Below are 17,090 nucleotides of genomic sequence, written 5' to 3' on the forward strand. Positions count from 1 at the left end.
AATAGAATTACAACAAAAGCAGATCTTGGTGAATTAGTTGCTAATCTTCCTTATCAAGCATATGAAAAAATTTATAACGAAGATCAAAATGAGTTTGTTGATAGAATAACTTTAATATGTATGGGACATGAGCCTGATTTGAAAGGCAACCTGTTGCAAATGATTGGGGGGGGGCTACAAATTAGATATTGAGATTTTGGATATATTAAAAGATAAGACAAATCTAATTTTTAAAAGAGACTCGCATGCGAATTTAAAGCTTGAAAATAATATTCTTGAGATAAAGGAATTCTATCCGATGAATTTACTTCAGAAATTATCTGCAGATGAGCAAGTTATTGACGATTGAAAAAATTTAGTTGACAGTGTATTGATAGACTATGACTATGATGGAAAAATCCTTAAACCACAAATTGTGGATATTCCTAATAAAAATCAAAAAGTAATAGGTTCATATAGAATACCTATAAACCATGGAAAAATTAAAATTAAAATTACTGATTTATTATCAGAATCTTTAGAAATGGATGTTGAATAATGGCAACTAAAAAAATTAAAAATGATTTTCCGTTTTATCAAGCACTATTAGAATTTTACAAAGACAATAAAAATTCTATTAAGAGAAGTTTTAAGAGTGTAAGTAGAAAAATTCTGGACTACAATGATAAAAGCAAAAATGAAAATGCTTACCTTAGAAAACCACAATTTGAGGCATTTGAAATTTATGTTTTCATAAAAGAGTATCTTAGTAATCAAAAAGTTAAGGAAATATTTAATGACTGGTATCACCAAAAAGAAAAATTTGAATTAAGAAATGTATTTGCTAGATCCAATAAAGAATATCAAACAGACTGAAAACAGTCTTCTATTGTAGATGATATAACTTCAGATATATATGGAGAAGTTTTTGATAGATTAAACAGTGAGAGTAGAGATTATCCAAATTATATTTATGCATTAACAATGGGAACTGGTAAAACGATACTTATAGCAACATGTATTTTTTATGATTTTGTAGTTTCAAGCAAGTTTCCTAAAGATGATAGATTTTGCCATAATGCACTAGTATTTGCTCCTGATAAGACTGTTCTGCAATCATTAAAAGAAATTCAAACATTCGATCTAAATAAAGTCATGCCTACAGAATACGCAAGTTTTTTAACCACTAATGTTAAATTTCATTTTATGAATGATACCTCGACAACATTGAATACTATTGACGGAAGTGACTATAATATAATTATTTCTAACACACAGAAAATAATATTAAAACAAATCCATAAGCAAAGATCTGCTATGGATAAATTTATTAATGAAGAATATAATTATTCAGATGATTATGAAAGTTTAATGGAAACTTTTAAGGATGAAAAAGTAGTTGCAGCAAATCAAAGATACGAAAAAATTATTCGCCTTAAGCAACTAGGAGTCTTCGTAGATGAAGCTCACCATTTGTTTGGTGCAGATTTGAAAAATGATCTTTCAGAAGATAGTAAGGAAACATCTTTGAGATATACTATAAATGAAATATCATTAAAACTTCAGAAAAAAGGTACTAAATTAGTAGCTTGTTATAACTATACTGGAACTCCTTATGTAGAAAACAAAATCTTACCTGAAGTAGTTTACGCCTACGAATTAAGTGAGGCGATAAGAAATAAATATTTAAAAGATATTGAAATTCAGGGATATGAAAACGTCAAGAATAAGGAATTTTTAAGAAAAGTATTAATTGACTTTTTTAACTATCATGGTGATAACCTTTATGAAGGTTTGATGCCAAAAATAGCAATTTTTGGTGCTGATATAAAAGAAATTATTGAAGAAATAAAACCAGTTGTTGAAACTATTTTGGTTGAATTAGGGAAGGATATATCAACAATATTGGTGAATGTTGGTGATTCAAGTATAACTAAGGACCAAGATATAAATAATTTTAATAATCTCGATCAGGTAGGTACAGAGGGCAGTAAAAAACAAGTTTTATTATTGGTTAACAAAGGAAGAGAGGGTTGAAATTGTAGATCATTATTTTCTGTGGCTCTCTTTAGATCTCCTAAATCTAAGATATTTGTTTTGCAATCAACAATGCGTTGTTTAAGAAGCATCACAAATATACAACAAATTGCTCATGTTTATTTATCTGAGGAAAACTACAAAATACTGGATAATGAATTAAAGAAAAATTTTAATGTTGACATTAAATCAATAACTGAGAAAAAAATTAGAAATTCTGAATATATTGTATCAATTGTTCCACCTGTTAAAAACATTACACTTACAGAAATAAAAAAATCTTATACCTTAAATAGAAACAACATAAGTAAGCCATTTTACTTTGATGTTTCTAGAATAGATACAGAAAAATATAAATCAAAACTTTTAGTAAAAAAAGGAATTGATAAAAGATATGTTTTATCCAAAACTGAATTTATTTCTAATGAAAATATTGTCCACAGCAAATATTCTATTGTATTTGAAATATCTAGATACTTAAATGAAAACCCGATATTAATAAATAAAATGTTACAAGAAACAAAAACTTTTGATGATATTTTAAATTATGTCTCAATGTATAATGATATTTTATATGATGAACTAATTCCTTCAATATTTTCTTATTTGTATTTTTTGAAAGAAGAAACAGAAACAAAACTAAAAACAGTTCCATTAATAAAATATAAAAAGGGTACAAAACATTTTATTTTTAATTCTCCAAAAAATTTAACTATTGAAAAGAACGACTCTTTTGTGAAAAGCAAATCCGAGAAAAGTTTTCATGTAAATAGATACTGCTTTGACTCAATTCCTGAAAAGAAATTATTTATGGATTTATTAGAATCCAAGCATGTAAAGGAAGTATATTTTACTGGTATGTTTACGGGATCAGAAAACGGGCTATCTGTTCAATATATAGATCCTGATTCAAATTTAATAAGAACATACTATCCTGATATTCTGGTTTATTACTATGATGGTTCAATAGAAATAATAGAAGTAAAAGGGGACAATAAAATTGATAATCGAAATGTACGTGCAAAAGCAATTGCTGCTCTAAATTTAGCTTCTTTTTCTAAAATGAATTATAAAATTTATAAGTCAAGTGACATCATGAAAAATAAGATAAAAGTTAACTAATCAAGCAAATAAAATTACTAAAGATTAATTTAGATAATCATTAAGCAGTCCATTTTTTGATATACTAAAAATAGTCATTTTTAGTTTTAAAATGGAGGCTTAGTATAACGGTAGTATAACAGATTCCAAACCTGCTGGTATGGGTTCGATTCCTGTAGCCTCTGCCATATCAAGATGACCATAGAAAAATGCTATTACTTCGCAAGGTAATAGCATTTTATTTTCCAATTTAAAAAATATCTAGATAAAATTTAATTAATTATTTTTTAAGTAGTTAGAGGTAAAAATGGAAAAATTAATAACTGTAACGCAAAAATGATACGACAAATTAGAAAATAAATTTCATATAGTTTTTGATTCTGTTATTGACGATGAAGATTTTTATAAATCTGAGCAAAATGTCAAATGAGTAGATCCACTAGGGAGTATCAAAAGTTTTGAAAGAACATATGATACTTTCGAAGAATTTTATGAAGCAGCAGAGAAAAACTTAGAAGATACTAATTTAATGAATTATGATATTTCACAATTAAAAAACTATCATGAATATGATTTTAGTAATGCTGCAATTTCTTCTAAAAACGAAAAACTTTTAGGTATTTATGATGATACCTTGTTTAAGTGTTTACAAAATATTGATGATTCTTCAAGAGAAGCATCTCATGTTGAAACTTTTAAAAGTTATTCAGAATCAATAAATTCAGATACTACCAAAAGGACAAACACTGATGTATTAATGTTATATCTAAGTAATTTAAATATCGATATTGAATTGAAAAAAAGATTTCCTGATAGCATAAATGAAGATGAAGCATCAACTTTTATAGCAGACTATTTAATGGAAATTAGGAAGAATCTAGAATCAGATTTTGATTACAAAGATTTTTATAGATATCATATTATAATAGCTGGAAACATTGCTCGTTGCTTCAAAATATATAGCATGTTTTTTCATTTGTTTGCTAAAGTATTTCCTTATAGAACCTTTGTTGTTTTAGGAAAAGAAGATATAATTGGTGCACAAGACTATTACAATAATCAAGATGATAATCCTGATCACTCAATGTTAGAAAACATTGAAGATGTTTATCATTTTTTTGAAGAATACTTTTCTTTTTTATCAAAAAACATAGCTGATGAACTAGTGCTTTTATTAAACAATACATTATATTTACCTGAAGTATATTTAGAACAGGGATTGGGGATACTAAAATTAGATGAACTAGCAAATATATCTAATCAGGAATTAAGAGAAATAATTTCTGATTTTCCTTTTTTAATTTTTGGGGGAACAGGATTTACAGGTAAAGATAAGAGGTTAAATAACAAAGAAAAAATTAGTAATGCTAATTTTATTACCTTAAGAGAAGAGATAAAGGAAAAAGAAATTGTTGATCGCTTTCACAAGAAATTGCTTAAAGTTTCTCGTGACATGAAAGTTATTTTTGTTACTTATGACTATGATTCTAATTGGTCAAATGAGCATTCTAACCCAAATTGAATTTACTTATCAAGTATCAAAAATCATAATTTTAAAGGTGCTAATAAAACACAAATGTATTTAGCAGATAAAGATAATTCTTCAGCATTACCTTCCAAATTTAATTTTAAAATAATTCCTTACTTAGTAAATAAATTTGAAAACTATAGTGATGGATTGCATGAGATTGAAATGGATGATTATATTTCTTTTTATAAGAAATTATGAAAAAAGATTGATATTAATAAGGCATACAGAAGTTTATATCTTCTAAAAAATAATAACACTTATTGTTTTTTCATTGAACTTGAAAACGGCAAATTAAGAATGCTGGATGGAGGCAATGTCAAAGATATTGGAAAACTAAATATTGAAGATTTTGAATCTAAGTTAAGTAACTATGTTTCTTCTGTTAAAAAATTTATGGATCCATACTTTGAACTTTATGAAAAAGTCTATAAAGAAATAGATTATTTTTTTGAACTTGATAAGACACCAAATTCAACTATAAAAGTAGAAAAAGATATATATGTTTATATAGATCCAATAGATAGACAAATTATTCCTTACACTTATGAAGAATCTCAATACCTTGCTTTTGAAAATTTCCCAAGTTTAATTAAATATAAAAATCCAGAAATGCATGAAACCTATATTAAAATTCAAGAAGAGTTTGGATACAATCGAGTGCTTTATCCAAAGGATTATGTTTTATCTAAAAAAACAAAAGTATTAGATAAATCTAAAATAAATAAAACAAGCAGAGTAATTAGTAGCTTATATTTTACATATAAACATAATGTAGTGAGATTATGAAACCATGAAGTTGAACCTGATGGAACAGATGAAAAAGGAAAAGACATTGTTGAAGGCTTATTAAAAAAGTAATTTAACTTTTTAATCAAATTTAAATATATTGCTATTACATATTGTAGTAGCATTTATTTTTTACTACTAAAAACTAGATCATATTCTTTAAGATGATATTTAAATTTATTGAATTTTCAAAAAGAAATATAAATTAAAACTGACATCATAATACTTGTAAAAATATACATGTAAATTCTAAAATCAAAACTTGAAAGTAATGTTCCTGTTTGAGTAACATTTAATATGGAAACAAAAATTGTTAGAAAAACATTTGTTGCTAAAAAGAAAATTCAAAAAGGAACAATTAATAAAAATGCAGAGTAATTTACAAAATTATTTTTTCCTATTTTTAATTCTTTTAAATCTTTGTGATCTACAAAAACATATTCAACTGTTATTAAAATAAATATAAATATTAAAAGCATAAAATCAAAAACATGACCTTGGTTAAATACATAAATACTTGAATCATAAAATCTAAAATTTAAAACAATTACAATTAAAAATAAGATTGATTTAATGGCTATATTTATGAGTCAAAATTTATTTAATTTGAATTTGCTTTTAATTAATTTAAAAGCAATAATTGCTATTAAAAATAAAGTACAAATAAATGAAAAAATTGAAATTGTAAAAGAGTTCATTGCAATTCCTAAATAGTTTAAAAATATGTAAACTGATAATCAATTAAATTCAAAATAAACTGAGTAATTTTTAGTCTTACGAAACTTAATAAAAAAGTTAGCAAAAAGGGCTATCATAGGTATTAATAGTAAAATTGCACTAATTATTAAAAAGGTATTTAGTATTCAAATTTGACTAGATTGAAACGACATTAAAAAGTTCATATTTTTAATTATAAACATTTAATTAATAATTTGTTTTTTTAGTATTTTTTACTAGTTGAAAACTTTAAATTTTTTCATTAAAATAAGCATTTTAATTTTATAATTTTACAAGCACTTTTTTAGGAGATGACTTATGAACGATACCAAAGAAATAAATCATATAAAACATTTTTCAGCTAAATTAAAAGAACAATTTATAAATCGACACTCAGAAATCATTTCTAAAAAGTTAATCGAATACATGAATGAGAAAAAGCAAAATATTCCTGCTGTAATTCGTTTTTTCTTATCAAAAGTTTATTTGATTGTTTTCATTATTTCTTTATTAGTCGGCTTAATAACCTTTATTGTTTGAACTAGATTATTTGATGCCAACTTTGCTAATCCAAATACCTATTCAGATTTAGTTTTATATTTATTATTAGGTATTTCAGTAGCATTAATGGTCATTAGTTTATTTTTTTTAGGTTTAATTTGACCACTTAAAAAACGAGCTGTAAAAATTTTAAATAAGTCAATTAACCATAAAGAATTCTTCAAAATTATTTTTGAAAATTTAGAAGATTTTGACTTTACAGAAAGTATCGATAAACTATTACTAAACCTTGTTAAGTATCGCCAAAGAGGATTTCCTAAAATCGGAGATAATGCTTCAATTTTTAAATTCTCACCTTTATTTATTTTTAATTATTTAAACCACCAAGTTGTTTTTCAAACTCAAGCTTGAACTTGAGAACAAAAATTAAATGGTGTTAATAAAAACTTATATGCAAATGTAGGAATGATTGAATACTCATTATCACCTGAAGAAAAAGAGCAGTTAAAAGGTTATCATTTTTCTCTGGTTTCAGTTTTGGCTGAAACAGATAATCTTAAAAAGATTAAATTAGATTCTGAAGAATTTAATAAGAAATTAAAACTAAGATCAAATGATGAACAATTATCAAAAGCAATTTTTACAAAAGATGTGCAAAATACTTTACTAGAAAACTTTAATGCAATTGACCTTGATATGTATCATATTCAAAAAATTGATGATAATATCCTAGTTAAGTTTTTACCTTCATCTCCTAAGGTTTTAAAAGTTAATTTTCACTATTCAGATAATTTTAAAAAAGAAGTTGATTTTTGAACAAATAATACATTAAATGAAATCTATCAAATGTTTGCTTTAATCTCAATTATCACAACACCTAATTATTTAATTTCCTCAATTTATAAGAATCAAAAAAGTGAAGAAGTATCTGATAAAAAATAATTACATTTACTTATAAAAAAACTATGAATACCACCAGAATTTGGTGGTATTTTTACTATTTTAAATTTTACTCTTTTTTTAAAAAATGCTTTTACTAAAAAAATATTTTCATCTTATAAAACGACATTTTTATAATAATCATATAATGTTCACAAGAAGGATGGATAGATAATAAATCAATTATTTTTTCTCGTTTTTTTGTTGTTGATTTAGATACTAAAAAACAAAAAAACAATTTTATTTAAATTAAAAAAGAGGCTATATGCAATCTAAAAAATTAAAAATTACACTAGCATTATTTTCTGTTGGTGTACTTTCAATTGCAGGGATCACAAGTGTGTCTGCAATCCAAACATCTGTAAAAGATGAAAATCATGAATTAAAAATTAATAAAAAAGAAAATTTAATTCAACAACCAAAAACAATTAAAAATGGGTCTAGCAGAATTGAAATAGTTTTTAAAGCAGGAATAAATCCTGAACAACTGCAAAAATATGTTGACCAAATCAAAAAAGTTATTGGTACTAGTAGAGAACTTATTTTTTATAAATATGTTCTAACTTTGTCAATTTCATATGATGATAAAGATGATTTAAAAAAATTAAATTTGTTAATATCAGACCTTAAGATCGACTCAAATGATCTTTTACAACTTAATGTACACGATAAATATGAAAATTCTGACAAAGAAAAGTTTGTTCCAGAAATGAATCCACTGGATTCACAATATTGAGATTATGTTTGAAACCAGCCTAGTACTCATGAAGAACCCTCTCCAACACCTCCACCCAAACATGCTGAAGAGCCAAAAAAACCTGATACTTCTTTTTGAGATAGATATGATCCTGTTAATCAAAAAAGGTATGAATGAGTTGGACTTACCAAAGAAATTTTAGCAAGCGAAAGACAAGATTTGGAGACCAAAGCTAATGCAGGGAATAAAACAAAAGTAGGTCTAATTGAAGCAAGCGATATAATTGACAAAAATTCTGATAATTTTGCTACAAAAGATATAAATGTTGATACTAGTAATTTTGAATACGACCCTAATGACCCCGATAAATTTCATGCTGATACAGTTGCAGAAGTAATAATTGGAAAACAAGGATTAAATCCTTATGTTTCTATCTATAATAAAACGCACGGTAAAAAAGTTCATGCTTATGATAAAAAATTTTTAACAAGAATTATGGAATCGTTAGTAAAAGAAGGAGTTTACATTCAAAACTATACAGGTTCCATGACAGACAGTTCTGGCATATACTATAATGAACTTGCAGGGCTTGTTGATGAATTTATTTCAAAAAATCCAGAAGTCATTTTTATTATTGCAGCAGGTAATGAGGGTAAGGCAGAACAGTTAAATAAATATGGTAAAAAAATTCCTAACATGTGACTAAGATATATTAATGACACAACACTATCTCAAAATTCTATAATTGTTGGTAGTTTAATGGATGCGGACAGCATATTAGCAAGACCATCAAGTGAATATTCATATACCGATAATTATATTTCTACTTCTACTCCTGATAAATTTCATTCTATGTTTGATGTGCCATTTGATGGCAGAAATGTTACTGGTAATAGTATGTCTGCTCCTACGATTGCTGCTATTGCATCAATTTTAAAAACTAATTACCCAAGATATTTTGATATGGGAGCCGACTCGATCATAATGAAAAGTGCACTAATTGCAGGTTCAAGAACAGAAGGTTCATATATGCGTTTAGGATTAGGTAGAATAAGATGAAATGACTCATATGTGTATGAACAACAAGTTGGGTTTGGAAGACCTGAATTCTCTAAAGTAAAAGAGTCATTGCTCCATCTAGATTATTTTAAATTAGGTAAAAATAATACTAATAGCAACCCCATAACCAAAAAAATTTATTTGCAAGGTGGTAGAAAATATAGATTCAATATAACTTGGCTAAATGATAACTACAAAAGAGAAAGGCTTTCTTGGTATAAAGGTCCGTTATCTTTAGATTTAGATGTAGTCACACCTTCTAATAAGCACACTGAGGCAAAAAATTGATTCAAAGAACAAAAAGCAAATACTAAAACAGTTGAATTTATTGCTGATGATTCCGGCTATTATACTTTTAATATTTCTCAAAAGGACGAAAGTAGAAAAAAAGACGTAGATGTTGCATTCACCTATTCAGCAATATAAAAAACGCAGTAAAATAGTATTTTGATTATTTACTATTTCAACTGTTTCATCTATTTCATTTCTGGTTGCTTGCTCACAAAATGTTGAACCAGAAAAGCCTAAAGTTGAACCAATCAATCCAGTCGAAAAAATGCCATCCAACCCTTTTGAAAAGTGGGGTAAATACTGAGATTCAGCACTTATAAAAAATCCTAGTGCAGCTATCTACGAAAAAGTAACTAGTAATAAAAAACCGTTTGTACAGTTGAACACATTTGGCTTTAAGTTTTTTACTTTTAGTGATTGATATTGGGCTTGATATAAGCCAGGAGATGAAAAATCTTTAGACGGTGCTGTAAAAATAAAGAAAGACGATGAACTAGTCAAAGGTAAAACTAACGAAAAAACGCCTAAAATGAAACCAAATATAGCTGGTGGTTTTATTAAAAAAAGTGAATGGATTTACGAAAACGGAAATAAGCACACATGAATTTGAAGTGGAGAAAATTCCAATTTTCATATTGAAGAGCCTGAAATCCAAAAGAATTTTGATACGAATCATAAATCAATTAGTTTAATTGAAAATGAAGATGATTTAAAAATTGCTCTTAGATTTGATGATGAAAGTTGAAAAACTTACTATGAGTATTTCAAATCAATAGATAAAGTAACTGGATGAGATTATAATAATGGCTGTAAATATGGACCATATTGCGTGGCTAAAAAAGATATTAAAAGTAGATTTCTCCCTTGATCTAAAACATTTAATTATCCATTAATAAAAGAAAAGATGGATCTTAAAAAATATAATTATTTATTTTTAAAAGACTTTTGGAATTTGGAAGTTAACAATGGTGAAGCAGATGTACTTTTAGATGGGGGCATTACTATTGAAGATTACGATATTGATATTAAAAACAAAAATATTACTCTAGATTTTAGGGAAAAGAGTGCACTACTGCCAAGGCAATTTGTTAACAATATATCTTGAACTGGAGCATCAAATAGATTAACTTCTTTTATGATTCCTATTGAAAAAAATAAGTTAAGTGATTTTGATTTTAATGATTGAACTATAACATATAAAGAACACGAATATACAACCGAAATACATGACTTATGAACTAAAAATGAACCTTAAAATTAATTATGAGATCTAAAATTATTCATAATTTTTATGTGTAATTAGTGAATCATAAATTTATTTAATAAACTTTCTTTATGGAAGTTTATTTTTTTTAATGAAAGTTATTTTAAATTTTTTAATATGTTTAATAACCTTAGGGTTTATTAAAATACAAACACACTCTTTGAAAAATAATTGTCTTATATGTTATCAATTTTTTGCTCTTACTTAATTAGGAACAAAATTTAAACACTGTTAGACATGTTTTCGAAACTGTTTTAAACTATGAAATTTGATGATTAAATTTAACTTTGTTTCATCAATTTTGAGCAATAATTCGGTTAAACGAATAAGTATAAATTAGAAATAACAATGTATCTATTTTATTTTTTAGTTAACCACTAAGCCATAATTTTAAATTCAAATTATGTAAGTTTTAGTCTATTTTAAATTTTACTCTTTTTTTAAAAAATGCTTTTACTAAAAAAATATTTTCATCTTATAAAACGACATTTTTACAATAATCATATAATTCGCACGAAGAAAAGAAAATATAAAAAAAATAATCAATCTGTTTTTTGTTGTTCGTTTTGATGATTGATTATTTTAGAAAATAAACAAACAAAACACATTAACTAATTACTGAAAAAAGAAGGTAAAAATGAAAAATAAAAATTTTGGAATAAGAATTTCAATTACTAAGTTGAAAGGTTTAGATAATGTTGATTTCTAGTAAATCAAAATATAAAAAAAGAAAAGCTTTTCTTATATTGCTTGCTTCATCAAGTTTTCTAGCAATTACAGCAACACTAGTTGCGTGTACATCAAAAGTAAACATTGACACACCACCTGAAAATAAAGATATTCCTAAAGAACCTGCACCTTTAGAAAATAAGGTCATTCCAAAAGAATCTGAACCAGATGAAGATGTAAGTTATTACACATTTCCATCATGATTTTACGATGTAGACAACACTATGGAACCTTCAAAATATAATAATAGAGGGATTCTTAAAGGCTCTGTATTATATGAAAGAATGACTAGCGATAATAAACAATACCTACAAATAAACACCTGAAATTATAGGGATTTCACATTTAGTGATTTCCAATGAATATGAAAAGACAGTTGAAAAAATAAAAAATTAGATAAAACAGAAAAAGATAAAAATTCATATTACTGATATCCAGTTGAATTTGATGGTTCTTATAAACTTAGATCAGAAAAATTTATTAAAAAATGAAATTGAGAATATGAACCAAAATTTGTTATTAATTCAAATAATCAATATGAAGATTTCTTAAAACCTTTTAGTGAGCAAAAACCATATCCTAATCACCTAAAATCTATTAGTCTAGTAAGAAATGAAACTGAATTAAAACAGGCATTAAGGTTAGAAGAAAATGATAAAGAAAAGTATTTAAAATACTTTAAAATGCTCGAAAAAACTGCTTATTATTCTCTCAATAACAAGCCACTTTCTGACCAAGAATTAAGTAAAAAATATTTCCCTTGAACAGATAGTTTTAATTTTAAAACTATCAACTCAAAAATGGATTTTGAAAAAAATAATTATCTATTTATTAAGGATTTAAGAGCTACTAATATATACACTGGAAAGGGCATAGGGAACCTGAGCAAAGGAATAAAAATACATTCTTATAAAGTTGAGCCTGATAATAAAAAAGTATCTATTACTTTTTCATATGATAAAGAAATTGATCCTTGTCCTAAATGTCCAATTCCTGAATCAGTCTATAGTAGTAATGCTGCTTCAGAATGATATTGAAAAAGATTAAGTTCAATGTTTATACCAATTGAAAAAAATAAACTTAATGACTTTAATATGAATGATTGAAAAATAGAAATAAGTTTTTGGAGCCCTGTTGTTTACTAAATCTAAACTATAAAACCAATCATTTGTTAATTAATTAAATAATCAAAAATTAAGATAGTTTAGCTATCTTGCCAAGCTGTTTTTTAAAAGATTTTAGATATATGAATTTAATTTAATTTTGTGAACATTACTAGTTAAGAATTAATTTTGTTTTATTTTGATTCCATATACTTTAAAATTAAATTCACCTTGTTTTGTTTTTATTTCAGGTGTTATTTGTTCTAAATTTATCCTAGGATTTTCAGCAGAATCAGTCTATTTTATATTTTACTCTTTTTTTAAAAAAGGCTTTTATTAAAAAAATATTTTTATCTTATAAAACGACATTTTTACAAAAAACATATAATGCGTGCGATAAGGAGGAAAGCAATAAATCAGTTCTTTTTTCTAGTTTTTTTGTTGTTGATTTAGATACTAGAAAAACAAAAAAACAATTATTTTCAATTTAAAAAAGAAGGTTAAAATGAAAAATAAAAATTTTGAAATAAGAATTTCAATTACTAAGTTGAAAGGTTTATATAATGTTGATTTCTAGTAAATCAAAATATAAGAAAAGAAAAGCTTTTCTTATATTGCTTGCTTCATCAAGTTTTCTCGCAATTACAGCAACACTAGTTGCGTGTACATCAAAAGTAAACATTGACACACCACCTGACAACAAAGGCATTTATAAAGAACCTGAACCTTTGGAAAATAAAAATGTTTCTAATGATCCTGCATCATTGGATGATAAAGGGTACGCTGAAGAACCTATTTCACCATTCAGTAAGAAAGGCACTTCTAATGATCCTGCAACATTTTATAATAAAGACATTAATAATGGCGTCGTTTCATATGTTAAGAGTGTTATATTTGGTGATAAGAGAATTTTAAAAGGTTCTGGCTTATTTGATAAAAAAAACAACGATAGGAAATAAAAACTATTTACAATTAAACACTTGAAATTTCATGAATTTTACATTTAGTGATTTTCAATGAATATTTGAAGATATTTGAGCTAATGCAAAAATGGATACAACGGTGAAGGATCGTTTTCCATTCTCACCATCAGATAAGGTTATTATAGGTGATCGATTTTTCGGTAAAGACAGATTTATAAAAAAATGACTGTGACAGTATGAACCAGAATTACCAAATGTCACAGTTAATTTACCAGATTCAAAGTATGTAGATTCAGGTTATATTCACAATTTTAGTGAACAAAAAAATTACCCAAATAACTTAAAATCTATTAGTTTAATAAAAAACCAAAGAGACTTAAAACAAGCACTTAGGTTAGATGATCAAAGCCGTGAAAAATATTTGAAATATTTTAAAGGGCAGGAAGAATATTTTCATCCGTCATTAAAAAACAGAAAAGTCTCTGAGGAAGAATTATCAAAAAAATATTTCCCTTGAACAGACACCTTCAATTTTGACACCATTAATTCTAAAATGGATTTTGAAAACTATGATTATTTATTCGTTAAAGATCTCAGGTCTACATATGGTGATGGTACATTAGGAATTGGTGATTTAAGCAAGGGGATTAAAATTAAATATTTTGAAATAGAACCTGAAAGCCATAAACTAACAATCCTATTTACATACGAGGAAGAAGTTAATCCTTGTGAAAATTGTCTATTAGATGAATTAGCAGAACACTACTGGTCATGAAAAAGATTAAGTTCAATGCTGGTACCTATTGAAAAAAATAAGATTAGCGAATTTAATATGAATGATTGAGATTTGGAGATTCTAGGTTATTTTTATATACCTCACGGTAGAATATAAAAAAAAGATTAACCTAATCAAAACAAAAAAACAGTTTGGAATTTTCTAAACTGTTTTTTTGTTTATGTTATTTTTATAATTTGATTTTATGTTATAGCCTTATTTTTAATATTAAATTCAGCTTAAATTAGGAGCAAAATAATTTCATATTCTCTAGAATCGAATAACTTTATTTTGTTTTTAGTTATTGTTTACTCTAAATTTATCTTAGGATTTTCAGCAGAATTAGTCTAGTGTAAATTTTACTCTTTTTTTAAAAAATGCTTTTATTAAAAAAATATTTTTATCTTATAAAACGACATTTTTGTAAAAAACATATAATGCGTGCGATAAGGAGGAAAGCAATAAATCAGTTCTTTTTTTCTAGTTTTTTTGTTGTTGATTTAGATACTTAGAAAAACAAAAAAACAATTATTTTAAATCTAAAAAAGAGGTACCGTGAATCTTAAACAATCAAAAATTGCACTATCAGTTCTTTCTGTAAGTGCGATTTCAATTGCAGCAATTACAAGTGTATCTGCAATTCAAACATCTTCAAAAGATGAAAGTCATGAATTAAAAAGTAATAAACAAGACAATTTAATTCAACAACCAAAAATTTCTGAATCTATTGAAAATATAATCAAAAATTTAGGTTGAAATTATTTTAAATATGAAGGGTTTAAATCTGAATCTTCTGATTCTAAATCAAAAATTATTAAAAACGGAGCTAATCGAATTGATATAGTTTTTAAAGCAGGAATAAGTCCTGAACAATTGCAAAAATATGTTGACCAAATTAAAGAAACAATTGGTACTAGCAGAGAATTTATTTTTTCAAAATATGTTCTAACTTTATCAGTTGCATATCAAGATGAAGATGATTTGAAAACATTATCTTCGTTAATATGAGATCTTAAAATTAATTCAAATGACCTTTTACAAGTTAATGTACATGATACAAATGTTACTGTTGACAAGTGAAAATTTATTCCAGAAATGAATCCGTTGGACTCGCAATATTATGATTATATTTGAAACCAACCTAGTACTCATGAAGATCCATCCCCACCACCAGCACCTAAACCAGAACCTTCTCCCATACCAACACAAACTCCATATATACCAAAAATAAATAATAATGTTAATTTTTGGAAAAACTATTATGAAGAAAACAAAAAACGCTATTTAGGCATGGGATTAAGCGAAGCTGTTTTAAAAGAACAAAGAGAAATGTCTAGAGAAAATAGGAACAACGGCAAAAGAATTAAAGTCGGTGTTATTGAATCTACTGGTGTTTTAAATTATCTAGGTAATCTAGATGCTTTTTCAAATAGCGAATTAACAATAGATCACGGTAAACATCGTGGTAATTATAGCACTCATGCAAATGTTGTTTCAGAAATTATAGTTGGAAAACAAGGTATAAATCCATATCCTATCTTATATCTTACATCATTAAAAAATTGAAATACTACTGCAGATGCAATTGATAGTATGATTAGACAAGATGTTTACATAATCAATAATAGTTGGGGTGCAGAGAAAGAAACTAATGATTATTCATACAATAAAGATGCAGAGTGACTAGACAATGTTATAAACGCTAATCCCGAAGTTATTTTTATACAATCTGCAGGTAATGATGGTGATGTTTCTAAAGCTCACACCATATATGGAGATCCTACAGACCTTGGTTATAACCCTGAATTAGCAAAATATCTAGATGGTTACAAGTTATCTTTAAATTCAATTGTAGTGGGAGCGCTTAAACAAGCAAGTCCAGTAACTGCTCGGGAGATAAGTGAATGGTCTAGAAAAGATAATTATATAACTACTTCAGTACCTGATAAATTTATATCACAAACAGTTCCTGAACCAGGTGAAAAAATTGAGCAAACTGGGACTAGTTATTCAGCGGCTTCAGTTACTGCAATGATAGCATTTTTGAGAAATAATTATCCTGATTATTTTTACAAAAGAGCAGATTCATTAATAGCAAAAAGTATCTTGATTTCAGGATCGAGAAATAGATCTTCTTCACTATTTAATTCCGAGGATTCGAATTTAATCGAAAATCATAAAGTATATAATCAAAAAACTGGTTTTGGAGCAGCAAATTTTTCTAAAATGAAAGAATCACTTGAGCATTTAATTTACTTTAGTCTTTCAAAAGAAAGAACAAAAAGTGATCCATATACTAATTATATTTATTTAAGCGAAGGTGAAGTATATAGAGCTAATATTACATGGCAAAATCGAGATTCATATGTCTCTGGATGAACAGAACAAAATCCAAAATATGGTTTTAGGCATCATGCTGGTCCTGTACCGTTAGGTTTAACAATTGTTAAACCATCAAACTATAGTGGAAGATCAAGGGAAATAAATGCTACTGATTTTATAAATATGTCTGGTGAAACACAAAAAGCAAATACAAAAACTATTGAATTTAAAGCCGAAGTGTCTGGTGTATATCGCTTTAATGTATATTTCCAAGAAGATGAATATAAACCTAGAAATAAGGATATAGACGTTGCTTTCACCTACTCTCAAATATAA

General features: G+C 26.2%; 12 protein-coding genes and 1 tRNA gene. 12 read left to right on the top strand and 1 reads right to left on the bottom strand.

The genetic code is table 4. The annotated features are described in order from the left end of the window. From CJF60_RS05260 to CJF60_RS04610, 5 genes are all read left to right on the top strand, one after another. Positions 1–216, top strand: a 216-nt coding sequence (locus CJF60_RS05260) for a hypothetical protein (protein WP_214608181.1), incomplete at its 5' end; no start/stop codon positions are given. Between the two features lie 82 nt (positions 217–298). Continuing rightward, the gene (locus tag CJF60_RS04595) at positions 299–538 is read left to right on the top strand and encodes a hypothetical protein (protein WP_143823400.1); all 240 of its coding nucleotides are present in this window, start codon (positions 299–301) and stop codon (positions 536–538) included. Continuing rightward, complete coding sequence (locus CJF60_RS04600) at positions 538–3,138, top strand: DEAD/DEAH box helicase (RefSeq protein ID WP_084232289.1); 2,601 nt, start codon at positions 538–540, stop codon at positions 3,136–3,138. Before CJF60_RS04595 ends, CJF60_RS04600 begins: the two co-directional genes overlap by 1 nt. A 93-nt stretch (positions 3,139–3,231) precedes the next feature. Next, positions 3,232–3,305 (top strand) — tRNA-Trp (locus tag CJF60_RS04605). 119 nt (positions 3,306–3,424) lie between these two features. Further along, positions 3,425–5,506, top strand: coding sequence for a hypothetical protein (locus CJF60_RS04610; protein ID WP_084232288.1), 2,082 nt, complete (start codon positions 3,425–3,427; stop codon positions 5,504–5,506). A gap of 53 nt (positions 5,507–5,559) precedes the next feature. Here the strand turns inward: CJF60_RS04610 and CJF60_RS04615 are convergent, their stop codons facing one another. Continuing rightward, on the bottom strand, positions 5,560–6,132 hold the full coding sequence (locus CJF60_RS04615) for a hypothetical protein (protein ID WP_143823580.1): 573 nt from the start codon (positions 6,130–6,132) through the stop codon (positions 5,560–5,562). Positions 6,133–6,469: 337 nt separating this feature from the next. On the opposite strand from CJF60_RS04615, the gene CJF60_RS04620 reads away from it, so the two are divergent. The 7 genes from CJF60_RS04620 (at position 6,470) to CJF60_RS04650 (ending at position 17,090) form a co-directional block, all read left to right on the top strand. Beyond that, complete coding sequence (locus CJF60_RS04620; protein ID WP_084232286.1) at positions 6,470–7,594, top strand: Asp23/Gls24 family envelope stress response protein; 1,125 nt, start codon at positions 6,470–6,472, stop codon at positions 7,592–7,594. A 262-nt stretch (positions 7,595–7,856) separates the two neighbouring features. Further along, positions 7,857–9,773 carry a S8 family serine peptidase gene (locus CJF60_RS04625; protein ID WP_084232285.1) on the top strand — a complete coding sequence of 639 codons (1,917 nt, stop codon included), beginning with the start codon at positions 7,857–7,859 and terminating at the stop codon, positions 9,771–9,773. Then, positions 9,745–10,893, top strand: a complete 1,149-nt coding sequence (locus CJF60_RS04630; protein WP_084232284.1) for a hypothetical protein — start codon at positions 9,745–9,747, stop codon at positions 10,891–10,893. Before CJF60_RS04625 ends, CJF60_RS04630 begins: the two co-directional genes overlap by 29 nt. Positions 10,894–11,597: 704 nt before the next feature. Further along, positions 11,598–12,776 carry a hypothetical protein gene (locus tag CJF60_RS04635; protein WP_084232283.1) on the top strand — a complete coding sequence of 393 codons (1,179 nt, stop codon included), beginning with the start codon at positions 11,598–11,600 and terminating at the stop codon, positions 12,774–12,776. Between the two features lie 521 nt (positions 12,777–13,297). Next, positions 13,298–13,693, top strand: coding sequence for a hypothetical protein (locus tag CJF60_RS04640; protein ID WP_084232282.1), 396 nt, complete (start codon positions 13,298–13,300; stop codon positions 13,691–13,693). A gap of 31 nt (positions 13,694–13,724) precedes the next feature. Continuing rightward, complete coding sequence (locus CJF60_RS04645; RefSeq protein ID WP_143823398.1) at positions 13,725–14,549, top strand: hypothetical protein; 825 nt, start codon at positions 13,725–13,727, stop codon at positions 14,547–14,549. A 438-nt stretch (positions 14,550–14,987) separates the two neighbouring features. Beyond that, a complete protein-coding gene (locus CJF60_RS04650; protein ID WP_084232280.1) occupies positions 14,988–17,090 on the top strand; it encodes a S8 family serine peptidase in 2,103 nt (700 codons plus the stop codon).

The sequence above is a fragment of the Mycoplasmopsis agassizii genome (genome assembly GCF_002272945.1).
In the GTDB taxonomy this organism is placed as follows: Bacteria; Bacillota_I; Bacilli_A; order Mycoplasmatales; family Metamycoplasmataceae; genus Mycoplasmopsis_B; species Mycoplasmopsis_B agassizii.